Below are 22,781 nucleotides of genomic sequence, written 5' to 3'. Positions count from 1 at the left end.
ACCCGTCGTCAATCCACATTTACAATAAACGGTATGATTTGTATCTAAAAAAGAAGAAAGCTATGATGAGCGCAAGTAAGCCGACTGCGTGGATGAACGCGTCGCAGCGGTGACACAAGAGAGGAGACGGAAGTGACTGATGGTGCGACCAGCGGAATAAGCGCAGTGAACAAGCCGGACAAGATGGTCGCGGTACGGGATGTGTTCGGCGTCGATTCCGACCTGATGGTGCCCGCCTTCAGCGAACCCGACGACCACGTTCCGGAAATCGATGCGGTTTATCGCTTCAACCCGGAAGTGACGACCGCGATCCTCGCGGGCTTCGCCCGTAACCGCCGGGTCATGGTGCAGGGGCTGCATGGCACGGGCAAATCGACGCATATCGAACAGGTAGCGGCCCGGCTCAACTGGCCGTGCGTGCGCATCAATCTGGACGGTCATATCAGCCGCCTCGATCTGGTGGGAAAAGATGCGATCGTCGTGCGCGACGACATGCAGGTGACGGAGTTCCAGGAAGGCATCGTGCCGTGGGCGCTGCAGCGGCCGGTCGCGTTGATCTTCGACGAATACGACGCCGGCCGCCCCGACGTGATGTTCGTGATCCAGCGCATCCTGGAACGTGATGGCAGGTTCACCCTGCTTGACCAGAACCGCGTGATCCGTCCGCACCCGTACTTCCGTCTGTTCGCCACCAGCAATACGGTGGGTCTGGGCAACATTAACGGCCTGTATCACGGCACCCAGATGTTGAACCACGCGCAGATGGACCGATGGAACGTGGTCGCCACGCTCAATTACCTGCCGCGCGCGGAAGAAACGGGGATCGTGCTCGCGCGCGTGCCGGAGCTTGCCGACGACGCCGGCCGTGCACTGATTGAATCGATGGTGAGCGTGGCTGAACTTACGCGCAAAGGCTTCACGACCGGCGATGTATCGACGCTTATGTCGCCGCGTACGGTGATTGACTGGGCGGAAAATTGCCAGATATTCCACGATCCGGCGCGTGCCTTTCGTCTGACGTTCCTCAACAAGTGCGACGAGGCTGAGCGGCCGATCGTCGCCGAGTATTTTCAGCGTTGCTTTGGCAAGGAACTGGATGACATGTCCGAGCGAAAGAGCCTCGCAACGGAGTCTCGCTGATGGATACGGACAGGCACCGCGAGCAGCGCGAGAATCTGTGCGCATCGGCAGTACGTGCCCTCACAGGCGATGCCGCGCTCGATTACCGCAACGGCCGCTTGTGCCGCGACCTGCGCCCGCTGCCGCTCAATGCGCCGCATTTGCGCCGCGACAGGGTGGCGAACAGGCTGGACTGCCTGCGCGGCGCGGCCGATGGTGCCGCCCTGCGTCTGATGCGCTCCAATGCAACCCTGCATAACCGGTTATGCCCCGCCGATCCTGTCGCGCGCCTCGTGTTCGAACTGCTTGAGCAACTGCGCTGCGAAAGCCTGACGCCGCCCGGCATGCCCGGTCTTGTGAATAACCTTCGTCAGCAGTTCGAAGCGTGGTCCCGAGGTTTTTATCGCTCTGGACAGGCGGAAAGCCATATCGGCAACCTGCTTTATACCGTCGCACAAATTTCCTGGTCGCGCCTCTCGGGTTGGCCGGTGCTCGAAGAAACCGAGGGCCTGATCGAACATACGCGCGCGGGGATTGCGCCGGCGCTGGGCGTTTCGTTGGCCGGGCTGCGGCGGCATCGCGCGGAGCAAAGTGCGTTCGCGGTCCACGCGCTTGAGATGGCTCATCTTGTGAGCGAAATGATCCGGGACGCACGCGAGCAGCACACGCTGGATGAATCAGCAGATAAGACGGACGACGAAGCCACCCGCACGGCGTTATCGCTATGGTTCGATTTTGATGACAACGAGAACGCGGATGAAGACGAGTCGGTGGCAGCCGTCGTCACTGGCGTAGGCCGCGTGCCGGGGGCGTCCAGCGACAGCTACCGCATTTTCACCCAGCGCTATGACCAGGAGATTCATCCGGGCTCGCTTGTGCGCAAGGCGCTGCTGGCGGAGTATCGCGAGCGCCTCGAAGAGCGGATTGCGACGCAAGGCATCAACATTCCCCGGCTGGCCCACGCGCTGCGGATTGCGCTCGCCATCCCGCAACGCGACGGCTGGTCGTTCGGAGAGGAGCATGGCCGCATCGATGGCCGGCGCCTCGCGCAACTCGTTAGCTCTCCTGCTGAGCGACGCCTATTTCGGCTGGAACGGGAAACGCCGCTGGCCGATTGTGCAATCAGTTTCCTGATCGACTGCTCGGGCTCGATGCGCGCTCATATTGAAGCAGTGGCCGTCATGGTGGACACGCTCGTGCGCGCCCTTGATCAGGCGGGTGTGACTACCGAGGTACTGGGTTTCACCACGGGCGCCTGGAACGGCGGCCGCTCCCGGCTCGACTGGATGGCTCGTGGGCAGCAGCCTCATCCCGGCCGGCTCTGTGAACTCTCGCACATGGTGTTCAAGGATGCGTCCACCAACTGGCGACGAGCCCGCGCGAATATAGCCGCGCTCTTCAAGGCCGATCTGTTTCGCGAAGGCGTGGATGGCGAGGCGATCGACTGGGCGTGCACGCGACTGCTTGCACGCAACGAGCGAAGGCGGATCGTGATCGTGATTTCAGACGGCAGCCCGATGGAAGGCGCCACGGTCCTCGCGAACAACGCGCGTTATCTCGACAATCATCTGCGCGAAGTCATCGCGCGCCACGAGGCCGCGCGAGATGTGGAGGTGCTGGGATTAGGCATTGGGCTGGATCTCAGTCCGTACTACCGGCATTGCCTCGCGATGGACTTGTCCGTGCAGCCCACCATGGCGATGTTCGGCGAACTGGTGCGATGGATCGGCGGACGCAGGCATGCGGTGGGTATCAGGTAACGGATGATAGAAGCGCAGATGCGCCCAGGCCGGGCATATCGCCCGGCGAAGCGCACCTCTACGCAACAGCCGTGGCGGTCAGGCTATTCACACCCATTTCATCCAGCACGTCGCGCACGGCGGCGATCAAACCGTGCATCTCCTTTTCGTAGAGCCGGCCGATGCAGCCGATACGAAACGATTCCGCGATCGTCAGCTTGCCCGGATAGATCACATAACCGCGTGATTTCAGGCCATCGTAGAAACGCTCGAAGACAAAGCGCGGATGCGCGGGCATCCGGAAGGTCACGATGATCGGTGCCTGCAAATCCGCTTTCAGCAAGAGCTCAAAACCGAGCGCCTTCATGCCGTCGACCAGAACACGGCAGTTGTTCCGATACCGCCCGCCTCGCCCGCCAACGCCCCCCTCCGCATCAAATTCCTGAAGCGCCTGATGAAACGCCACGATCACATGCGTAGGTGGCGTGAACCGGTACTGCCCGGTCTTTTCGAAATTCGCCCACTGGTCGTACAGGTCTAGAACCAGCGTGGTGGCGTTGCCTTTGGTCGCGGCCAGCGCATCGCGCCGACATACGACGAAGCCAAGCCCGGGCACGCCCTCGATGCACTTGTTCGACGAAGCCGCCACCGCGTCCGCGTGGATCGCGGGCGCGTCGATCGGCAGTGCGCCGAAGGCGCTCATTGAGTCGATGAGATAGCCCTTTTTGTACTTGGCCGCGAGTGCGCCGATCTCGGCAATCGGGTTGAGGATGCCCGAGGTCGTCTCGCAATGGACCACGAAGATATGCGTGATCGAAGGCGTGCGCTTCAGTATGGTCTCGATCTTTTTCAGGTCCGGCGGCGCATCTTCGGCCGTTTCATGGGTGACGGTCTTGCGCCGTGCGATGTCGAGAATGCGTTTCGCGCGCTGGCCATAAGCGCCGTTGATGAGCATGAGGACCTTTCCAGCCGGCGGCACGAAACTGGTCAGCATGGCTTCGACGGCAAAGGTGCCGGAACCTTGCATAGGCACCGTGACATAGTCGCCTTCGCCGTGAACGATCTCGGCGAGTCGCGCGAGCACGGCTTTGTTGATCGCAACAAAACTTGCATCGCGCGAGCCCCAGTCGTGCGCCATCGATGCCTTGACGGTACGCGAAGTAGTCAACGGCCCGGGCGTCAGGAGAAAGGGATCGCCCGTTTCGGAAGCGGCTGGTTTGAGGACCGCGGATTGATTCATAGGAAGGATGTCCAGTATCGATGTGTGGCGTTTAAAGGCTGCACGAAGAATAGATAAGCGTGTGGAGCGTGTAATGTCGCTGGCTGCGAGGCGTTCACCTCTGCCAAGCGTCCTCGACGCATGACGACATTTTAACCGCCCGTTGTCCATTTCAAGGCCTCATCCCCGCCGTGACCTGGAAGCACATCATTAATACATACAAATCATACCGTTTATTGTAAATGGTTGATGACACGGGGAAATGCGCCAGCCTGTCGGCGTCGCCCCGGACACGGGCTCATATAGATCGACAAATCAACTCGCGTTCGGCCCGGCGGGTGCGCAGCGGGCGCCCCGCATCGCTGGGATAATCGAGTTTTCTCTCTCGACCCTGAAAGGATCCACACGTGACCGAACCTGCAAACTCCTCTTCCAGCGGCCCCGTGCGCCGTGTCGCGTTTCTTGGCCTGGGCGTCATGGGTTATCCGATGGCCGGCCACCTTGCCAAAGCCGGCCTCGATGTCACGGTGTACAACCGAACCCACGCCAAGGCCGAGCAATGGGTGACCGAACACGGCGGACAGGCGGCACGGACACCACGCGAAGCCGCATCGAAAGCAGACCTGGTGCTGGCGTGCGTAGGCAACGACGATGACCTGCGCAGCATCACGCTGGGCGACGACGGCGCTTTCGCCGGCATGGCTCAAGGAACCACATTCGTCGATCACACGACCGCATCCGCCAATGTCGCGCGTGAGCTGGCGGAGATCGCGGACGCACGCGGACTGGCCTTCATTGACGCCCCCGTGTCCGGCGGCCAGGCAGGCGCGCAAACAGGCAAGCTGACCATCATGTGCGGTGGAGCCGAGGATGTCTTTGAACGCGTCCGCACCACCCTCGATCACTACGCGACGGCCGTTACGTTGATCGGCCCGGCCGGTGCAGGGCAACTCGCGAAGATGGTCAACCAGATCTGCATCGCCGGAGTGGTTCAGGGATTGTCGGAGGCGGTTAATTTCGGCCAGTTGTCTGGCCTCGACATGCCGCTCGTACTCGATGTAATCGGCAAGGGCGCGGCAGCAAGCTGGCAGATGGACAATCGCGGCAAGACCATGATCGACGGCAAGTTCGACTACGGCTTTGCCGTCGACTGGATGCGCAAGGACCTGGGCTTCTGTCTCGACGAAGCGAAGCGCAACGGCGCTTCCCTGCCCATGACCGCACTCGTCGACCAGTTCTACGGCGACATACAGGCACTCGGCGGCAATCGCTTCGATACATCCAGCCTGATCTGGCGCCTGCGCAAACTCAAGAGCTAGTTTCAGGCTCTGCACTTCACTTGCGCCAGCGCAACGGCCGGCGCAGGTGATGCCGCTCCAGCCGCAAGCCGGGCGCTGCTTGCAGGAACGCGGGGATGCCGCCAAGCGAACCGGCCTCGGTACGGTCGCGTTCCTCGTCGGCATCGACCGTCTTCAACGGGTTGATGAACAATGCCGCCACCATGCCCACTGCAAGCAGGCATGCCGAGATAGTGAACGGGACGTTGTAGCTGCCCGTCGTTTCGATCAGGTAACCGAACACGACCGGCGACACCATGCCCGCCACACCGAAGCCGGTGTTCATCATGCCGCCGGCGGTGCCCGCGTATTTGCCCGCGATATCGAGTGGCAATGTCCAGAGCACAGGATTGGTGATCTCCAGGAAGAAGAACGACGCCGACAGGAACAGCACGGCCGTCACCGGATTCGCTGTACTAACCATTGGCACCAGGAATGCGAGCGAACCGCCCAATCCCACCACCAGCACGGAACAGCGTGCGAAGCGCAGCCGGCCAGTCATCTTGAAGATCTTGTCGGACAGCGTCCCGCCGAGCGTATCGCCTATCACGCCCGCCAGCAGCGGCAATGCGGTGAAAAGCGCGAGTTGCTTGAGATCGAATCCACGCGACTCCTTGAGATACGACGGCAACCACGTCAAGTAGACCCACAGCAGCCAGCCGTAGCAAAAATCAACGAAGGTCACGAGCCACATGCGGTGCATCAGTTTTCGCCACGGCGTCGCGCAATGTTTGGCACGGTCGCAGTCGCCCACGTGATAGCCGATCTCCGCTGTTTCTTGCGGCGTGATGCGACGGTGCTGTTCGGGAGAGTTCGTGAACACGCACAGATAAAGCACGGTCCACGCAAGACTGGCGACGCCGAGCAGAATGAACGCATCGCGCCATCCGCCTGTTGCCACCACCGCGAGCACGAGCGGCGGCGTCACGGCCCCACCGAGCCGCGCGAAGCTATGAGTGATCCCTTGCGCAAAGCCGCGTTCGGCGACCGGCATCCAGTACGTAAATGCACGGGTCGCCGTCGGAAATGCACCGCCCTCGCCCACGCCGAGCATGAAGCGCAAGCCGACGAGCATCGCCACGCTGCCGGCAAAGCCGGTTGCAAGCGTCGCAACACCCCAGATAAGCGAAAGCACGGTGAGCACACGCTTGGGTCCGTACTTGTCGGCAAGCCAGCCACCCACAATCTGCATGACGGCATACGGATACGCGAACGCGGAAAACACAAGGCCGAGCTGCCCCGACGTCAATCCCATCTCATGCCGGATGATGGGGCCGGCCACGGCGATGTTCACGCGATCGATGTATGAGATGAAATACATCAGGCACATGACCGCGAGAATGATGTGACGCGTCTTGACACGCCGCGGTTGCGTCGCTTGCTGTTCCATGCTGTCTCCTGTCTCTTCCGTGTGACGTCTTTGACGTTCGTGGTCGGTGCTTCGATGCCTATTTCGTTTCGTTTATTTCGTATTGCGGTTTTTGGGTCGGAGGTTTCCTTGCGTGAGTAGATATAGTTCGCGCCTTGGCTGATCAGCTTTGCAGCAACTTCAACCGCTGTACCTTGCCCGACGGCCCGCGCGGCAGTTCATCGATCAGGCGGAATTCCTTTGGCGTCTTGAAGCGGCCGAGTTCACGCAGGCAGTGATTCCTGAGATCGATGAGATCGAGGGCAAGTGGGCCGTCGAGCGTGCGCGGAACGATGAATGCGACAATCTCCTGTCCATACGCGGCATCCGGCAGGCCGACCGCAGCAGCATCGAGCACGCCCGGGTGCTTCAGCAACGCCTCATCGATCTCGCGCGGCGCAATGTTCTCGCCGCCTTTAATGATCAGTTCCTTCGAGCGGCCGTTGATATAGAAGTAACCTTCCGCATCGCGGTAACCAAGGTCACCCGTGCGTAGCCAGCCGTCCTCAGTGAACGCCGCTCGCGTCTCTTCCGGGCGCTTGTAGTAGCCGCTCATCACCTGTTCGCCGTGCAACACGATCTCGCCGCATTCGTCGTTGGCACAATCGCGGCCTTGTGCGTCGATCACGCGGGCGCTCGCACCGCACGGCAAGCCGATGCTGCCCATTCGCCTCTTTTCGACCTCATATGGATTACTAAATACTGGAGCCGCGGTCTCCGTCATGCCCATCGTTTCGATCACGCCGATTCCAAAGCGTGCCTCGAACGCCCGGTGATGTTCGACCGGCAGCGCCGCCGATGCGCTGCGGCAAAACTTGAGCGCGGACAGGTCGAAGGCGTGATCGTCCTGCTGGTTGAGCAGATAAGCGACGATCGTAGGTACCACGTTGATCCAGGTGCAGCCGTGACGCGTGACATCGCGCCAAAACGTTCGGGCCGAGAAACGCGGCGCGACGACGACGGAACCGCCGTGATGCAACGGGGCCAGAAGCGTCACCACCAAGCCGTTGATGTGAAAAAGCGGTAGCGACGCGAGCACACGATCGTCAGCCGCGAGCCGGTGCTCGGCTGTGATCGTGCGCGCGTTCGCCAGCAGGTTGCGATGCGTGAGGAGCACGCCTTTAGGCAGACCGGTCGTGCCCGAGGTGTACATCAGAAGAGCGACGTCTTCCGCGCGCGGCGAATTTTCGCTGACAGTAGCCAACTGCGATGTAACAGGCCGTGCTGAAGGCTGCGTTGCGGCATCGGCGAGCACCAGTTCCGGGGGCGCGAACACGGGTGCCTGAAGCGCGTCAGGCTCAGTGGTGACGACCAGGATCTCGCGATTGAAACCTTCTTCGCGCAACGCTGCAATGGCCGACGTGATCGCCACCCGCGATTCCTCCGAGACAAATATGGCCCGTGTATCCGAATGCTCGACGATATAACGCACCTGCGACGGCTGGCACAGCAGGTTCAAGGGATTGGCTATGAGCCAGCTGTACATCGCCGCAAGGAGCAGCGTGGCCGTCTGGATGCCGTTGCCCATGAACACCGAGACAACATCGCCCGGCTTCAGACCCGCGTCGTGAAAGCGGGCATCAAGCGTTTGGCAAGCGTCGCGCAATTCGCCGAACGTCAGAACGCCGGTGCGGCCAGGGATCGGACTGACATCCGCATTAGCGTCGTCGGCTGGTGCGAGCAGGAAGGGTTTGTCGGGGAACTGCGCGGCGCGTTCGTCGATCAACGCGCGCAAGGTGGCAGGCGTGTTCATCGACCGTACCTCTTGAAGAAATCACCCAGTAAGTCGTCCATCTCCGGAACGCGTTCTTCGATGGGATAAGCGACCCGCGTGATGTTCAGGTAGTGACGAAAGCCGAGGTTCTCGGAGAAGTTGTTGCGGCCCCAGGTGCCGCAACCCATCGACAGCGAAAAAGGCAGACCATTGTCGAAATTACCCCCGGTTGCGAGGCAATGCGCCTGATTGAAGATGACGCGGGCGACCGGCAAGTTCATGCCGAGTTGCACGGCTTCCGCGGGATCGACCGAATGCAACCCGACCGAGTGACCCGCGCCCATGTACGCGTAGATGTGCTGCACGATCGACGTGGCGCCGGCGAAATCCCTCGCGCGGTAAACCGTTAGCACGGGTGAAAGCTTTTCACCCGAGAACGGATGCTCCTCGCCGAACCCATCTTCCTCGACCATCAGGAAAGCGGGCGCCTTGGCCGCGATGTCATCGAGACCGGCTAACCGGGCGATCTCAACTGCGGACTTCGCCGTGCAGTGCGCAGAGAGTTTGCCCCCCGTCCACATTGCCGCTTGCAGGCGTTCCTTTTGAGCCGCGTCGAGTAACGCTCCGCCGTTTTCAGCGAGTGCATTAAGTGCAGCCCGATACACCGCGTCCACAATCACGACACTGTTTTCGGATGAACAACTGGTGGCGTTATCGAAGGTCTTGGAGAGCCGAATTTTCCGCGCCGCGTCATTCAGATCCGCCGATGCAGCGATAATCGACGCCACGTTTCCCGCACCTACGCCGAACGCGGGCGTGCCGCTCGTGTACGCCATGCGGACATTGGCCTGTGATCCTGTCGCGACCACGAGATCGCACAGCGGTAGTAATGCTGCTGTCGCCGCCTTGGTGATTGGCGGCAGCAGTACCTGAACGAGATCGGTGGACAAGCCCGCCTTGGCGAATTGCGCGTGGATGAATTCGACCAGCAACGCGCACGATGAATATCCCTTCGGCGATGGCGCAACGATTACCGCGTTGCCGCATTTCAAGGCGTTGATGATCTTGTTGGCGGGCGTGGCGGCGGGGTTGGTCGACGGCGTGATCGCTGCGACCACACCCACCGCTCGCGCTATCTCGACGATTCCGGTAGCTGAATTCCGGCTGATCACTCCGCAGGTTTTGGCATCGTGCAAATCGCGCAGCAGACCGAGCGTCTTCCGATAATTCTTGCGAAACTTGTCGTCGGCGTTGCCGAGGCCCGTGTCTCGTACGGCAATCTCTGCCAGCCGCCGGTTGCGACCGGGTTCCATGATTGCCCACGCCACAGCGGCAGCGGCTGTATCCAGAACGTCCTGCCCCGCGTGTTCGAAACTTTTCTGCGCCGCGCGTGCCCGCGCGACCTGTTCCGCTACGACGGCGGTCGTCTCCACTTCCACTGCGCTGATGTGTCCATTCATTACGCGTCGCTCCGGCTAAAATAATCACGGTGATTTGCAATCTACTCAGCCACGCGTACAGCGAAGTCCCGTTTTTCGATCTAACCCTCGCTACCCCTCCCATAGCAGCGAAAAATACAGTTTTCGGGACGTTTCGCAGTCCCGAAAAGCGATAAAGTTGATGCAAATTCCCCCTAGAAATTTACGACGTTCAGGAGACGGAATGTCGACATCAAACCAATCCAACGCAGCCGCCGTGCGCGCATTTCGGGTACTCGAAACGCTGGCTCAGGCGGGGCGCCCTCTTTCGATGACCGATCTCGTCGACGCGCTCGCGCTTCCCAAGCAGACCGTGCATCGCATCCTGGTGCAGTTGACGGATGCGTACCTCATCACGCGCGGCGCTGGCGACCGGTTGTATGAATGTTCGCCACGGGTGCGCTCGCTCGCGGTCAACGTGCTGATGCATGCCGGTCCTGCAGCGGCACGTCATGCGCTGCTCGAGCAACTGGTGGAAAAAATCGGGGAGACGTGCAACCTGACAATGTTGTCGGGTAACGACGTGGTCTATGTCGATCGCGTGGAGACGGAGTGGCCGTTGCGCATGCATTTGCAGCCGGGTTCGCACGTGCCCCTGCATTGCTCGGCAAGCGGCAAATTGCTGCTGAGCTTCATGCCACGCGAACGGCGCGAGCGGATGATCGAGACACTGCCGTTGCGCGCGTATTCGGAACGGACCATTGTCGACCGTGACGCTTTGCGCCACGAACTGAGCACGACGCGCCGGCGCCTGCTCGCGATCAACAACCAGGAGCACTTGCAGGGGCTGATCGCTATCGCGGTGCCGGTGATGCTCGATCGCAATCGGGCATGCGCGGCCATCGCGGTGCAGGCGCCAATCGGTCGCGTCGCGCTCGACGATCTGCTCGCGTTTGTGCCTGACCTGCGTCTTGCTGCTGCGGAAACGGCTAAGACGTTTCACGATTGATTGCAAATTCTTGCGTCGAAGGCGACGTGCGGGTTACCGAGGATGGGGTTCGTTCGCACTCGGGGTGGGCGGTTCTGGGGGTAGTGGGCGGGGTTAGTGCCGGGGTGGGCGGTTCTGGGGGTAGTGGGCGGGGTCAATGCGGGGGTGGTCGGTTCTGGGGTTAGCGGTCGGGGTCAATGCCGGGTTGCTGCTTTCGGCCGTGGTGGTCTGCGAGAGTTGGATTTTCTCTTTATCACTATTAGCCACTGTGCGTGGCAGCACGTCATTTCTTTGTCCAAAGCGACAAAGAAACGAAGCAAAGAAAGCGCTTTTAAACCACGCTACCCTAAGTGTCCACAGCGTGCAGTTTCTATTCATAGGTGCCCCAAAAGCACGGTGCTCGCCAGAGCCACGGATGTGTGAAACCCTCCTTCTCGCGAATCCTGACATGAACACGCTTCGCCCCCAACGCTCTCGGGCAAGCACCATTGCCAAGGAACCCGCGCGGCCTCACGCGTCTTCACTGCGTCATGGCTTGGCCGGTTGGCGGCGTAGTTTGCGCCGTCGTCTTCGCGGGTTGCGGTCGGACGCATATTTAAAGCTTCCTTCTTTTTTGATTGCTTGCGTGGCCTGCACCTTATTTTCGCCTACTATGGCCTTGCGCATTTCGATGCGCCTCGTTTCTATGCGGGTTATTAATATGATTCGAAGTGCGTACTAATCTGGTGGTTGGTTGTCCGCGGATAGCGCGAGGTGATTGGCGAAGCTGGCCACGGGGGCCCTCCAGCGCAAGCCACTCACCCAACCTACCAAGAAACGAAGCCTTAAATGCGGGTGGGGCCGAGCGGGTTGCCGGGCGAATTGTGCTTGCCCGAGAGCGTACGGGGCGAAGCGTGTTCGTGTCAGGATTCGCGAGAAGGAGGGGTTCACACATCCGTCGCTCTGGCGAGCACCGTGCTTTTGGGGCACCTATGAATAGAAACTGCACGCTGTGGACACTTAGGGTAGCGTGGTTTAAAAGCGCTTTCTTTGCTTCGTTTCTTTGTCGCTTTGGACAAAGAAATGACGTGCCGCCACGCACAGTGGCTAACAGTGATAAAGAGAAAATCCGACTCTCGCAGACCACTAACGCTGAAAGCAGCAACCCGGCATAGACCCCGACCGCTAACGCCGAAAGCATCAACCCCGCCCACTAACCCCAAAAACCGCCCACCCCGCCATAAACCCCGACCACTAACACCGAAAGCACCGCCCCCTGCCCATCGAGCACCACCAGACCTATCCCCCCAGTGCGAACGAACCCAAATCCAACATCAACCTCTCATTGCGCCCGGGTGATCGCATCGAAAGTATCCCTCCGCGGTTCCATCTTGTGCGCGCACCACGCCGACAGCAATGCCGACAGCACCACATACACGCACACGGCCCACGGCTTGCCGTCGTTCAGCCGCAGAAGCGCGGTTGCAATGATCGGCGTAAGGCCGCTAGCGAAGATTCCCGAAAACTGATACACGAACGAGATGCCTGTGTAGCGGACTTCAGCATCGAACAACTCGGCGAACAACGCAGCTTCCGGACCGTAGACCATTGCATAGAAAATACCGAACGGGATCACGATCGCGAGCCACACGATCATGGTATTGCCGGCCTGATTTTCCATCAGCCAGAACGCCGGCAGCACCGAGAGCCCGCAAATTATCGAGCCCCACCGGTACACGCGCGTACGGCCCATCAGGTCCGACATCTTGCCGAACAACGGAATGAAAAAGCACATAACAATAGCGGCCATCATGACGCCCGTGAGCGCTTCGGTCCGGCTCATCGCGAGATGCTGCGTGAGATAACCAATCATGAACACGGCAAAGATGTTGAAGAAAACGCCGTCAATCCAGCGTGCTCCCATACCAAGCAGCACGGAACGGCGATACCGCGTGATCATGTCGATGAACGGAACCTTCACATCGCGCCGGGTGCGCTTGAGCGCCAGGAACTCGGGTGTCTCCATGACTTTGACGCGGATATAAAGCCCAATCACGACCAGCCCCAGCGACATGGCGAACGCGAGGCGCCAGCCCCACGAGAGAAACGCGCTCTCGGGCAACAACTTCGAGATCGCTGCAACCACGCCCGACGCGAGACACAAACCGATCGACAAACCAATCTGCGGCAAGCTCGCGTAAAGTCCGCGTCGATTAGGCGGCGCGTATTCATAAGCCATCAGCACAGCCCCGCCCCACTCTCCACCAAGCCCGATGCCCTGCAGCACGCGCAACGCGAGCAGCAGGATCGGCGCCCAGATGCCTATCTGCGCGTACGTCGGCACGAAGGCCACGCCCGCGGTCGAGATCCCCATGATGATGAGCGTGCAGATGAGCGCGGATTTGCGTCCGACCTTGTCGCCGAAATGGCCGAAGATAATGCCACCGAGCGGCCGGGTAACGAAGCCGACAGCGAACGTACCGTAGGCAAGCATGGTGGAGACAAGCGGATCGTGCGCCGGAAAATACAGCTTGTTGAACACGATGCCTGCCACCACGCCGTACAGGAAAAAGTCGTACCACTCGACGGTGGCCCCGATGACGCTCGCGAACGCAACGCGGCGGATAACCTTGTTATCGACTGCCATTCTGTCTTCTCCGATGGATGGTCGAGCGGCGCCCTCAGCATGTCGCCCGACGCAATGCCCCAAAACCTGTCTCCTCCGGGGCACGAATTACCCGGTATGCATGCTGTGTTATCAACTTCGTGTTCAGCGATGCGGCCCGGGCTCTTTTGTGCTTCTTGATGCAACTTCGGATTACACCGTTCAATGCGGCGCCAGAACCTCTTCGCGAGGCGCTGCCGTGGATCGATCATCGGCCCGCGCATCGGCAAGAATCATGTCCGATGCCTTTTCGGCGACCATCACGATCGGCACGTTGGTGTTGCCCGAGACGAGCGTCGGCATGATCGAGCAGTCGACGACCCGCAACCCTCGCGTGCCGTAGACGCGCAGCCGCTCGTCGACCACGGCAAGCGGGTCGCTCGCCACGCCCATCTTGGCCGTCCCCGACGGATGAAAAATCGTCTGACCGTATTCGCGGCAAAACTGCAGCAGTTCGTCGTCGGTCTGCGCATCGGCGCCGGGACGCACTTCGCGTTTCATCAGCGATGCCATCGGCTCCGCGGCGGCAATCCGGCGCGCGAAACGCACGCCCGCAACCGTCGTTCGCCGGTCGAGATCCGTCGAGAGATAGTTGGGCTGCATCGACGGTGCGTCGCGCATGTCATTCGTGCGGATACGCAAGAGCCCGCGAGACTCCGGCCGCAACTGGCAAATTGAATACGTGCAGCCGGGAAACGAGTGGACGTCGCCGCCGGCGGAATCAGCGGAGAGCGTTGAAAAATGGAACTGGATGTCGGGCGTCTTTGCCTCATCGGGCAGCGCACGGCAAAACAAACCGCCCTGGTTGATGCCGACGGCAAGCGGCCCTTCGCGAAACAGCGCCCATTGCAGGCCCATCTTCGCGCGGCCTTGCCAGGAATTCAGCAGGTTATTGGTCGAGATCGGCCGCGAGACTTCATAGATCAGGCGCACTTGCAGATGATCCTGAAGATTCTCGCCGACACCCGGCCGGTTCGCGACCACCGGTATGCCGAAGTCGCCGAGCAGCTTCGCCGGACCCACGCCCGAGACCTGCAGCAATTGCGGTGATTGAAGCGCACCGGCCGCAAGCAACACCTCGCGATTCGCGCGCACCTCTTGCATCTGTCCATGCTGCACGTAGCGAATACCGGCGGCACGCGTGCCTTCGAAGATGATCTTCGACGCAAGTGCATCGGTTTCCACGTGCAGGTTCGGACGCCGGCGTGCGGGCTTGAGATAGGCCACCGCGGTCGAACAACGCCAGCCCTTTCGCGTCGTCAGTTGATAGTAGCCCACCCCTTCCTGGTCGCCGCTATTGAAATCTTCGACGGTACGCACGCCGATCTTGTTCGATGCAGCAATGAACGCGTCCACGAGTTCATGACGCTGCTTGATCGTGGAGGCCCAGAGCGGTCCGTCCACGCCGCGAGTCCGCGATGCCCCGAGCTCGTTGTGTTCGAGCCGCCGGAAGTACGGCAGGCACTCTTGCCAGCTCCAGCCCCGGTTTCCCAGCGCACTCCAGTGGTCGTAATCATCCTTCTGGCCGCGCACGTAGATCAGCCCGTTGATCGAACTGCTGCCCCCGAGCGTGCGTCCACGCGGCCAGTACAACTGACGATCATTCATGTTCGGATCCGGGTCAGTCTTGAAGCCCCAGTTGTAGACCGGATGGAACATGGTCTTGCCGTAGCCGATGGGAATATGAATCCACAGATACCGGTCAGGCGGACCGGCTTCAAGCAGGCACACCGAGTAGCGGCCGTTTTCCGAGAGGCGGTTGGCGAGGACACAGCCGGCCGATCCGGCGCCGACGATGACATAGTCAAAACTCCGTGCCATTACTGAAGCCTCCTTTGTTTTCGTTCTTTAGATTTTTCGGTACGTTTCGTTGAAATTTATTGATTGTTCGTTCCGCCTTCAAGTAAATCCGGCTACGATCGATGAAACCGGTTCAAAAAGAACCTTTTTGTTCCACTTTCAGGGCTGCGTTCAGATGTTTATCCGGGTTCTCCCGAACCCGATTACTCGCGTTGAACATCGATCAGCCTTAATCAGAGGGTGCCAATGAAAGACACCGCGAGCCCCGCGTCAAATGCTGCTTCACGTGGCGCGTTAATGACGGCTTCAATGACGTCTTCAAACGTCGCCTCCCATGCTGCCCTGCAACAGGAACAGACCCCCGAGGACACCCGCGTTCTGCGCGCACTCATCGTCGTCGAGCACCTTGCCGCGGCCGGACAACCGTTTTCACTGTCGCAACTGTCTGCACGCCTGCATATCCCGAAGGCGACCTTGACGCGCATGATCGAATCGCTGGAAGCACTCGGCTATGTCACACACATACCGGATTCGCGCGGCGCGGACCGTGGCATAACGCTCGGTCCGCGCGCCACCCAACTCGCGCTGACCATGCTCGCGAACAGCACGTTTACCCGCTCCTGCCGCGCGTTGCTGCGCGGACTTGTCGATGCGCTTGGAGAGAGCTGCAACCTGACGGTGCTCGACGGCGACGCCGTGCTCTACGTCGAGCGCGTGGAGACAAATGAACCCCTGCGCCTGCACATGCAGCCCGGCATGCGCGTGCCGCTGCATTGCACGGCGAGCGGCAAGCTGTTCCTGTCGCAGATGGCGCCTGCCGAACGCGGCCGCATCCTGGCCCGGATGCAACTCAAGCCGCACACGTATCGCACGTTCACCGACCCGACCCTGCTCGGCGCGGAACTTGACCGGCTGGCTTCACGGGGTCTTGGTATCGACAACGAGGAATTCGTACGAGGGATGGTGGCGGTCGCCGTGCCCGTGCGCAAACCCGGCGGCAGCGGCGTGCTGGCTTCGCTGGCCGTGCATGCGCCAACCGCACGGGCAAGCCTCGACGACCTGCTCAAGAACGTGCCGAAGCTCAAGGAGACTGCGGCGCGCCTCGCCCCCCTGCTTCATGCGGACGCCACGCCGCAACGGTAGCGGCGTGACGATGGAGCGCAGGCTTTCCCGACTGTTGCTGCGCCAAGGGCCGAATGGGGCAATATCGAAAACCGGAATGGTGCTGGTCTGGAATTTCGCCCCGAAATCAAGTTGGGCCACCTGTAGGGCGTTTCTGTACAATCGTGATCATCTATTTTTCGGAACGGTTGCGATGACCACTGCTGATACACCGACATTGCGTGCCTTCGCGCTGCTTGAACATCTCGTCAATGCGGAAGGTCCCGTGTCGCTGGCTGACATTGCGCAGGATGTCGATTTGCCGAAGCCATCGCTGCACCGCATGCTGGCGTCCCTCGAAGCAGGCGGCCTCGTGATCCGGGAACCGGGCCACAAGAACGCGTATGTGATCGGCCCGCGCCTTGCTCAGCTCGGCCTCGGCGTTGTCATGCACTCAGGCGCACGGCGTCTGCGGCACGCCATTCTCGGGCGGCTGGTGGCGGACCTTGGGGAAACCTGCAACCTGACAATGTTGCACGAAACCGAAGTTCTTTATCTGGACCGCATGGAAGCGCCGTGGCCCCTGCGGCTCGATCTCAAACCCGGGTCGAAGGTGCCGGCGTATTGCACCGCCAGCGGCAAGTTGCTGCTGGCCATGATGTTGAACCGTGAGCAGCGTTCGGCGCTCGTGCGCGCGCTCAAGATCGAACGCTTCACGCCCAATACCATCACTGACCCCGAAATGCTCGAAGCCGAACTCGACCGCACCGCGCATAAGCGCATTGGCATCGACAACGAGGAATTTCTCGCGGGCATAGCGTGCGTCGCGGTGCCGGTGGTGAACAAGGACGGCATGAGCATTGCCGCCATCGCCGTGCATGCGCCGGTTTCTCGCGCGCCGCTATCTCGATCGCTCGAATTCGTGCCGCGCCTGCAGGAAGCGGCGCGGGAACTGGCGAGCACGTTCTAGGCGGCCCGTCGATACAACGGCACACCCGAGGCCGCCGCGCGAGCGATAGGCCCGCCTGAGCCGCGTAGGGCATGCCATTGCCGCCCATCGACGCGCTCAGGCAGTCTGCTTCGGACGCTCCTTGCGAAACGCGCGTTTTACCGCAATCAGGCCGTCGCGGAACTCGAAGAGATCGCAGCCTTCGGCCTCAATCCGCCAGCCCTCCGCATGCGTGCCGGTAAAGACCCATTCCGATACCCCCCGGCCACCCGCCACATAGTGTCGTCCGTGTCCCCAGTGAGCATCGGGAAAAGTCTTGAAGACGGTTTCAAAGGCCGCTCGTACGGCCGCGCGGCCTTTGAAACGAGTGCCGTGGATATCGTTTCCACCGGCGGCATCGAATACGCAGTCTTCAGTCATGAAACCCATCAACGCATTGGCGTCGTGACGATTGAAAGCGTCGGAAAAGGCCGCAAGCGTGGCGGCCGTCACTTCGGATTTCACTTCGGATGTCGCGGTGAGCGAGTCGGTCATACGTGTCTCCTGTCAGATAACCGGCGTTGCCACACGCCGTTCTGCAATGGCGGCGGCAAGTTTCATCGACACGTTAAATAACTCTCACGCCCCGCGGTAGTTCCAGTCGAGCCCATTCGCTTGGGCCAGGGTCCGCCCCAAGCGCTCATGCCTGCGGACGCTGCGCGCGCACGAGTTCCGCCAGCGCGCGCACACCGGGTTCGATCTTTTCGAGCTTGATCGCCGAAAAGCCCATGCGAAAGCACTGGCGCTGCTCCAGCCCCTCCATGAAAAACACGCTGCCCAGTTCGATCAGGATGCCGTGCGCCTCGGCTTCAGCCGCGAGACGCGTCGCGTCAAGCCACGGCGGCCCTTCAACCCAGCACGAGGAGCCGCCGGTAATCCGCGCGTGCCGGACTTCCGGCAGATGGATATCGAGCGCGGCCTTGAGCACTTCTGCACGCTCCTTGTAGGCGAAGGCGAGCCGGCGCAGCAACGCATCGTGATGACCGAGCGCGAGAAAGGTCGCGAACGCGCGCTGAATGTACGCCGCGGGATGCCGCACCATCAACCGCCGCAATGCGCGCAACTCGCGAATCAGGTCACGCGGACCCACCACATAACCCAGTCGCAAGCCCGGGGCGAAGCTCTTCGACAAGCTGCCCACATACAGCACGCGGTCTGCGGTATCGAGGCTCTTCAGCGCCGGATGCGGTGCGCCGGAAAAATTATTCTCGCTCTCGTAGTCGTCCTCGATCACGACGAAGTCATGCTTCTGCGCCAGTTCGAGCAACGCGTGCCGGCGGTCGAGCGGCAGAGTCGCCGTGGTTGGGCACTGATGGCTCGGCGTCACGTACACGTAGTCGCATCGCGCAAGCAGATGGGCATCGGCAACCGGACGCACGCCGCCTTCATCGACCGGCAGCGGCAACAGCGGCGCGTTGCGATTCAGGAAAATATTGCGTGCATCCGGATAGCCGGGGTTCTCGAAACCGATCGTCGTGCGCTCGTTCGCCAACAGGTCGGCGATCAGATAGAGCGCCTGCTGCGCGCCCATCGTGACGACAATTTCATCGGGCATCGCGAAGACGCCACGACGTGGCAGCACGCGCGTACGGATCTGCTGGATCAGCGTGTCGTCGTCGCGTTCGATCAGGTCCGGCGCCCAGTTGCGGATCTCCATGACGGACAGCGCCTTTATGCAGCACTCACGCCAGTCGCTCGTCGGAAAGAGCGTCTGGTCGAACTGGCCGTAGATAAAAGGAAACTCATAGTTCTGCCAACTCGCCTGCTTGACGATATTGCGCTGCAGGGACGGCAAGCGCGCAATGCGCTGGGTCCAGTCGGGGCGCCCGACCGCCTCGTTCGCCGCGACGGTTTGCGTCGGGACAAAGCCGTGCCGTCCTTCCAGCATGGCCGGATTGACGAAGTGCCCGCTGCGCTCCCGGGAAAGCAGGTATCCCTCCTCCACCAACTGCTGGTAAGCGAGCACAACCGTATTACGGGCCACGCTCAACTGATCGGCCAGTTCGCGACTCGACGGCAAGGCGGTATCGACGGACATCTGCCCGTCGAGAATGGCGGCCACCAGCATCTGCCGAATCTGCCCTTGCAGGCTGATATTGGATTCAGCCGAACGCTGGAACCGCTGCGACCACATTGCCGACGACATCCGGCTAGCCATATTTCCTCCCAGATTGATTAATGCAATTGCACCCGGCGAGTTTGCACGATGACCGCCGCCATTGGCCCCTCCGGGCGAACCTCGCTGCATCGACCGGCTCCGGTGAATGTGGACTCAACGATCGGCGGCGTCTGGTACTAACTCGCCCTATTTTTAGTTGACGATACTCGATTCGACCGTGTTCCCGCGATCGGGACAAGCCCCGGTCGCATCCGACAAGACTTGCGTGCCATGCACGCTGCCCGCCAGGAGATCCGCCATGCAACACGATAAACGATCAAAACTTTCGCGGCGATGGTTCGACCGCCCGATGCATCGCGTCATTGCCGCTGCCACCGTGCTGGCGACGTTCGTCACCATCGTGGTGCAACCCGCGCACGCCGACGACAAGGATAAGGAAGTCACCATCGCGTACCAGCAGATCGTCGATCCCTGGGTCGTGGCGATCGCCAACGGGTCCATCGAAAAGGAGACGGGCTACAAGATCAACTGGCGGCAGTTCGAGTCCGGCGCCAAGGTGGCAACGGCGATGGCTTCCGGCGATGTAAAGGTAGGCGTCATCGGGTCGAGCCCGCTTGCTGCCGCCGTGAGCCAGGGCGTCGATCTGCAGCTTTTCTGGATCCTCGACAATATCAACCAGGCCGAAGCAATGGTCGTACGCAATGGCTCCGGCGTGACGAAACCAGCCGACCTGAAGGGCAAGACGATCGGCGTCCCGTTCGTTTCAACCACTCACTATCACACGATGTTCGCGCTGCAGCACTGGGGCATCAACCCGTCGGATGTGAATATCCTCAACATGCAGCCGAACCAGATCGTCGCGGCGTGGGAACGGGGCGATATCGACGCGGCGTATGTGTGGAATCCGGCACTCGCCGAGCTGAAGAAAAGCGGCAAGGTGCTGATCACGTCGGGGGACCTGTCGAAGCTCGGCAAACCGACGTTCGACGGTATCGCGGTCGATCGCAAATGGGGCGAGGAGCATAAGGACTTCATGGCAAAACTGGTGAAGGCTATCGCTGATGCCGACGATCAATATCGCCGCAATACCGCGCAGTGGAATGCGGGTTCACCGCAGGCAGCGGCCATTGCGAAGATGATCGGCGGCACGCCCGGCGAAGTGCCCGAATCGCTCTCACTGTATGCATTCCCCTCACTTGCCGACCAGGTGTCCGCGCAGTGGCTCGGTGGCGGCAATTCGGGTCGCGCGACGCTCGCGCTGAAGGACACGTCGACGTTCCTCAAGGACCAGAAGCGCATTGATGCGGTTGCTTCCGATTACTCGAGCTTTGTCACGCCCGAGTATGCGCAAGCCGCAATGAAGCTCAAGTGAACAACGCGATGGTCGTCGACCAGGGGGATCTATGGAAAGCATGAAGATCACGAACGTCAGCGTGACGTTCCCGGGACGCCGTGCGGGCGAAAGCGTGCACGCGCTCGACAACATCAACCTGAAGATCGATTCAGGTGATCTGGTCGTCGCGCTGGGTGCGTCGGGTTGTGGCAAGACCACCTTGCTGTCGCTGATGGCAGGGTTCATCGCGCCGACAACCGGAGAGCTGCTGCTCGGGGGTGAACCTATCGCCGGGCCGGGAGCCGATCGCGGCGTGGTGTTCCAGAAGCACGCATTGCTGCCGTGGCTTAACGTGATCGATAACGCGGAATTCGGGCTGAAGCTGCAGGGGGTTGCGAAGGCCAAACGTCGCGAGATTGCCGTGCGAAACCTTGCACTCGTCGGGCTGCAGGACTTCCACAAACATATGATCTATCAGTTATCCGGAGGAATGCAGCAGCGTGTAGGTATTGCGCGCGCCTTGACCTGTGATCCCGCCATGCTGTTGATGGACGAACCCATGGCCGCACTCGATGCACTCACCCGCGAAACCATCCAGGAGCTATTGCTCGACGTCTGGAAGAAGACCAACAAAATGTTCTTCTTCATCACTCATAGCGTGGAGGAAGCACTCTTTCTCGCCAGCCGCCTGATCGTGATGTCGCCCCGGCCGGGGCGTATCACGCATACCTATGAGCTCGACTTCAACCGGCGGTTTCTCGACACCCGCGACGCACGGGCTGTCAAATCGAGCCCCGACTTCATCGACATGCGCGAGCGCATACTCAGCATTATCTACGGCGACGAAAAATCTCACGGCGCAGCGGCGGAGGTGGCTCATGTCTAGTTCGAAATCAATTGACGCGCTTCCTCACCGCGACGTTTCCATGAGATCCGACACCTCAGCCGAACCGCCGCAACGGCCACGCCGGCGTACGCGTGTTCTCGCCAAAAAGCCCGTCAAGCCTGGCGACTCGTTTGGCGTGCCCGGACAAGGCAGCAGCCTTGCCGCGAGCATGTTCAGCGTCCTCGTCCTGTTCGGCGTGTGGTTCGCCGTGACGAACCTGCACTTGATCAAGCCGCTCTTCCTGCCTTCGCCGCAGGCCGTTTATGCAAAATTCATTCTGGTGGCAACCGACGGCTTCGCCAACTCGACGCTTGCGCAACATACCGGGATCAGCCTCTTGCGTGTGTTCGGCGCCTTTGCGCTGGCGTGCCTCACCGCCATACCCGTGGGTGTGATGATGGGCGTGTCACGGATTGCGCGTGGCCTGTTTGATCCTCCGATTGAGTTTTATCGTCCGTTGCCGCCGCTTGCCTACTTGCCGCTCATCATCATCTGGTTCGGCATTGGCGAGTTCTCGAAGGTGTTCCTGATCTACCTCGCAATCTTCGCGCCCCTTGCCATCGCCGCGCGTGCCGGCGTGCGTTCGGTATCGATCGAGCAGATTCACGCCGCTTACTCGATGGGTGCATCGCGCACGCAAGTGGTCCTCTACGTGATCCTCAAATCCGCGATGCCCGAGATATTCACGGGCATGCGCATTGGCATCGGCGTGGGCTGGACCACGCTGGTCGCAGCCGAGATGGTGGCCTCCACAAGCGGACTTGGCTTCATGGTGCTCAATGCCGCCGAGTTTCTCGCAAGCGATGTCGTCATCATGGGCATTATCGTGATCGGATTTTTCGCGCTGTGCTTCGACATGCTGATGCGTTATGTGGAGCGCGTGCTCGTGCCCTGGAAGGGCAAGGTTTAGTGCTTGAACATGCCGCTGCGCGCGAGCAGCGGCATGTGGACTTAGCGATTTACCAGCA

General features: G+C 60.8%; 17 protein-coding genes. 9 read left to right on the top strand and 8 right to left on the bottom strand.

Going from position 1 to position 22,781, the window contains the following annotated elements; all coding sequences use genetic code 11:
• Nucleotides 1–132: 132 nt before the first annotated feature.
• Together ACSQ8V_RS09055 and ACSQ8V_RS09050 are read left to right on the top strand one after the other, a co-directional pair.
• Nucleotides 133–1,140 carry an AAA family ATPase gene (locus ACSQ8V_RS09055; RefSeq protein ID WP_436205496.1) on the top strand — a complete coding sequence of 336 codons (1,008 nt, stop codon included), beginning with the start codon at nucleotides 133–135 and terminating at the stop codon, nucleotides 1,138–1,140.
• Nucleotides 1,140–2,879: a cobaltochelatase CobT-related protein gene (locus ACSQ8V_RS09050; protein WP_436205495.1), complete on the top strand. Its 1,740-nt coding sequence runs from the start codon at nucleotides 1,140–1,142 to the stop codon at nucleotides 2,877–2,879. The genes ACSQ8V_RS09055 and ACSQ8V_RS09050 overlap by 1 nt, the downstream gene beginning before the upstream one ends.
• Before the next feature lie 58 nt (nucleotides 2,880–2,937).
• Here ACSQ8V_RS09050 and ACSQ8V_RS09045 read toward each other — a convergent pair whose 3' ends face one another.
• Nucleotides 2,938–4,098, bottom strand: a complete 1,161-nt coding sequence (locus ACSQ8V_RS09045) for a 2-aminoethylphosphonate--pyruvate transaminase (protein WP_436205494.1) — start codon at nucleotides 4,096–4,098, stop codon at nucleotides 2,938–2,940.
• A gap of 386 nt (nucleotides 4,099–4,484) precedes the next feature.
• Here ACSQ8V_RS09045 and ACSQ8V_RS09040 point away from each other — a divergent pair, with 386 nt between their 5' ends.
• Nucleotides 4,485–5,396 carry an NAD(P)-dependent oxidoreductase gene (locus tag ACSQ8V_RS09040; protein WP_436205493.1) on the top strand — a complete coding sequence of 304 codons (912 nt, stop codon included), beginning with the start codon at nucleotides 4,485–4,487 and terminating at the stop codon, nucleotides 5,394–5,396.
• Nucleotides 5,397–5,412: 16 nt separating this feature from the next.
• Here ACSQ8V_RS09040 and ACSQ8V_RS09035 read toward each other — a convergent pair whose 3' ends face one another.
• The 3 genes from ACSQ8V_RS09035 to sauS form a co-directional block, all read right to left on the bottom strand.
• The gene (locus ACSQ8V_RS09035) at nucleotides 5,413–6,804 is read right to left on the bottom strand and encodes an MFS transporter (protein WP_255631300.1); all 1,392 of its coding nucleotides are present in this window, start codon (nucleotides 6,802–6,804) and stop codon (nucleotides 5,413–5,415) included.
• Nucleotides 6,805–6,946: 142 nt separating this feature from the next.
• Nucleotides 6,947–8,575 carry an AMP-binding protein gene (locus ACSQ8V_RS09030; protein ID WP_436205492.1) on the bottom strand — a complete coding sequence of 543 codons (1,629 nt, stop codon included), beginning with the start codon at nucleotides 8,573–8,575 and terminating at the stop codon, nucleotides 6,947–6,949.
• Nucleotides 8,572–9,996 carry an acylating sulfoacetaldehyde dehydrogenase gene (gene sauS, locus ACSQ8V_RS09025; RefSeq protein WP_436205491.1) on the bottom strand — a complete coding sequence of 475 codons (1,425 nt, stop codon included), beginning with the start codon at nucleotides 9,994–9,996 and terminating at the stop codon, nucleotides 8,572–8,574. The genes ACSQ8V_RS09030 and sauS overlap by 4 nt, the downstream gene beginning before the upstream one ends.
• A 202-nt stretch (nucleotides 9,997–10,198) precedes the next feature.
• On the opposite strand from sauS, the gene ACSQ8V_RS09020 reads away from it, so the two are divergent.
• On the top strand, nucleotides 10,199–10,963 hold the full coding sequence (locus tag ACSQ8V_RS09020) for an IclR family transcriptional regulator (protein ID WP_213763934.1): 765 nt from the start codon (nucleotides 10,199–10,201) through the stop codon (nucleotides 10,961–10,963).
• Nucleotides 10,964–12,263: 1,300 nt separating this feature from the next.
• On the opposite strand, the gene ACSQ8V_RS09015 is transcribed toward ACSQ8V_RS09020, so the two are convergent.
• On the bottom strand, nucleotides 12,264–13,568 hold the full coding sequence (locus ACSQ8V_RS09015) for an MFS transporter (protein ID WP_213763935.1): 1,305 nt from the start codon (nucleotides 13,566–13,568) through the stop codon (nucleotides 12,264–12,266).
• Nucleotides 13,569–13,748: 180 nt separating this feature from the next.
• Nucleotides 13,749–15,407, bottom strand: coding sequence for a GMC family oxidoreductase (locus ACSQ8V_RS09010; protein WP_436205490.1), 1,659 nt, complete (start codon nucleotides 15,405–15,407; stop codon nucleotides 13,749–13,751).
• A gap of 288 nt (nucleotides 15,408–15,695) precedes the next feature.
• Between ACSQ8V_RS09010 and ACSQ8V_RS09005 the strand changes: the two genes are divergently transcribed.
• Both ACSQ8V_RS09005 and ACSQ8V_RS09000 read left to right on the top strand, forming a co-directional pair.
• A complete protein-coding gene (locus ACSQ8V_RS09005) occupies nucleotides 15,696–16,529 on the top strand; it encodes an IclR family transcriptional regulator (protein ID WP_436205489.1) in 834 nt (277 codons plus the stop codon).
• Nucleotides 16,530–16,701: 172 nt separating this feature from the next.
• On the top strand, nucleotides 16,702–17,457 hold the full coding sequence (locus tag ACSQ8V_RS09000; protein ID WP_213763938.1) for an IclR family transcriptional regulator: 756 nt from the start codon (nucleotides 16,702–16,704) through the stop codon (nucleotides 17,455–17,457).
• 96 nt (nucleotides 17,458–17,553) lie between these two features.
• Here the strand turns inward: ACSQ8V_RS09000 and ACSQ8V_RS08995 are convergent, their stop codons facing one another.
• Nucleotides 17,554–17,970 carry a nuclear transport factor 2 family protein gene (locus ACSQ8V_RS08995; RefSeq protein WP_436205488.1) on the bottom strand — a complete coding sequence of 139 codons (417 nt, stop codon included), beginning with the start codon at nucleotides 17,968–17,970 and terminating at the stop codon, nucleotides 17,554–17,556.
• Nucleotides 17,971–18,115: 145 nt separating this feature from the next.
• On the bottom strand, nucleotides 18,116–19,633 hold the full coding sequence (locus ACSQ8V_RS08990) for a PLP-dependent aminotransferase family protein (RefSeq protein WP_436206625.1): 1,518 nt from the start codon (nucleotides 19,631–19,633) through the stop codon (nucleotides 18,116–18,118).
• Between the two features lie 310 nt (nucleotides 19,634–19,943).
• On the opposite strand from ACSQ8V_RS08990, the gene tauA reads away from it, so the two are divergent.
• The 3 genes from tauA to ACSQ8V_RS08975 are packed head-to-tail and all read left to right on the top strand — an operon-like array spanning nucleotide 19,944 to nucleotide 22,723.
• Nucleotides 19,944–20,966 carry a taurine ABC transporter substrate-binding protein gene (gene tauA, locus ACSQ8V_RS08985; RefSeq protein WP_436206624.1) on the top strand — a complete coding sequence of 341 codons (1,023 nt, stop codon included), beginning with the start codon at nucleotides 19,944–19,946 and terminating at the stop codon, nucleotides 20,964–20,966.
• A 31-nt stretch (nucleotides 20,967–20,997) separates the two neighbouring features.
• On the top strand, nucleotides 20,998–21,813 hold the full coding sequence (locus ACSQ8V_RS08980; protein WP_213763941.1) for a taurine ABC transporter ATP-binding protein: 816 nt from the start codon (nucleotides 20,998–21,000) through the stop codon (nucleotides 21,811–21,813).
• A 40-nt stretch (nucleotides 21,814–21,853) separates the two neighbouring features.
• On the top strand, nucleotides 21,854–22,723 hold the full coding sequence (locus tag ACSQ8V_RS08975) for an ABC transporter permease subunit (RefSeq protein ID WP_436205487.1): 870 nt from the start codon (nucleotides 21,854–21,856) through the stop codon (nucleotides 22,721–22,723).
• Nucleotides 22,724–22,781: the final 58 nt, after the last annotated feature.

The sequence above is a fragment of the Caballeronia sp. LjRoot31 genome, assembly GCF_964253885.1.
Lineage (GTDB): Bacteria > Pseudomonadota > Gammaproteobacteria > Burkholderiales > Burkholderiaceae > Caballeronia.
Note: the sequence above shows the minus strand (reverse complement) of the source record. Positions and strands in the feature narration are given on the sequence as shown.

Bases quoted from the DNA above. Each gene is read 5' to 3' on its own strand.
- ACSQ8V_RS09050 (WP_436205495.1), top strand. From the start codon at position 1,140: ATGGATACGGACAGGCACCGCGAGCAGCGCGAGAATCTGTGCGCATCG.
- ACSQ8V_RS09045 (WP_436205494.1), bottom strand. From the start codon at position 4,098: ATGAATCAATCCGCGGTCCTCAAACCAGCCGCTTCCGAAACGGGCGAT.
- ACSQ8V_RS09035 (WP_255631300.1), bottom strand. From the start codon at position 6,804: ATGGAACAGCAAGCGACGCAACCGCGGCGTGTCAAGACGCGTCACATC.
- ACSQ8V_RS09030 (WP_436205492.1), bottom strand. From the start codon at position 8,575: ATGAACACGCCTGCCACCTTGCGCGCGTTGATCGACGAACGCGCCGCG.
- sauS (WP_436205491.1), bottom strand. From the start codon at position 9,996: ATGAATGGACACATCAGCGCAGTGGAAGTGGAGACGACCGCCGTCGTA.
- ACSQ8V_RS09020 (WP_213763934.1), top strand. From the start codon at position 10,199: ATGTCGACATCAAACCAATCCAACGCAGCCGCCGTGCGCGCATTTCGG.
- ACSQ8V_RS09015 (WP_213763935.1), bottom strand. From the start codon at position 13,568: ATGGCAGTCGATAACAAGGTTATCCGCCGCGTTGCGTTCGCGAGCGTC.
- ACSQ8V_RS09010 (WP_436205490.1), bottom strand. From the start codon at position 15,407: ATGGCACGGAGTTTTGACTATGTCATCGTCGGCGCCGGATCGGCCGGC.
- ACSQ8V_RS09005 (WP_436205489.1), top strand. From the start codon at position 15,696: ATGACGTCTTCAAACGTCGCCTCCCATGCTGCCCTGCAACAGGAACAG.
- ACSQ8V_RS09000 (WP_213763938.1), top strand. From the start codon at position 16,702: ATGACCACTGCTGATACACCGACATTGCGTGCCTTCGCGCTGCTTGAA.
- ACSQ8V_RS08995 (WP_436205488.1), bottom strand. From the start codon at position 17,970: ATGACCGACTCGCTCACCGCGACATCCGAAGTGAAATCCGAAGTGACG.
- ACSQ8V_RS08990 (WP_436206625.1), bottom strand. From the start codon at position 19,633: ATGGCTAGCCGGATGTCGTCGGCAATGTGGTCGCAGCGGTTCCAGCGT.
- tauA (WP_436206624.1), top strand. From the start codon at position 19,944: ATGCATCGCGTCATTGCCGCTGCCACCGTGCTGGCGACGTTCGTCACC.
- ACSQ8V_RS08980 (WP_213763941.1), top strand. From the start codon at position 20,998: ATGGAAAGCATGAAGATCACGAACGTCAGCGTGACGTTCCCGGGACGC.
- ACSQ8V_RS08975 (WP_436205487.1), top strand. From the start codon at position 21,854: ATGAGATCCGACACCTCAGCCGAACCGCCGCAACGGCCACGCCGGCGT.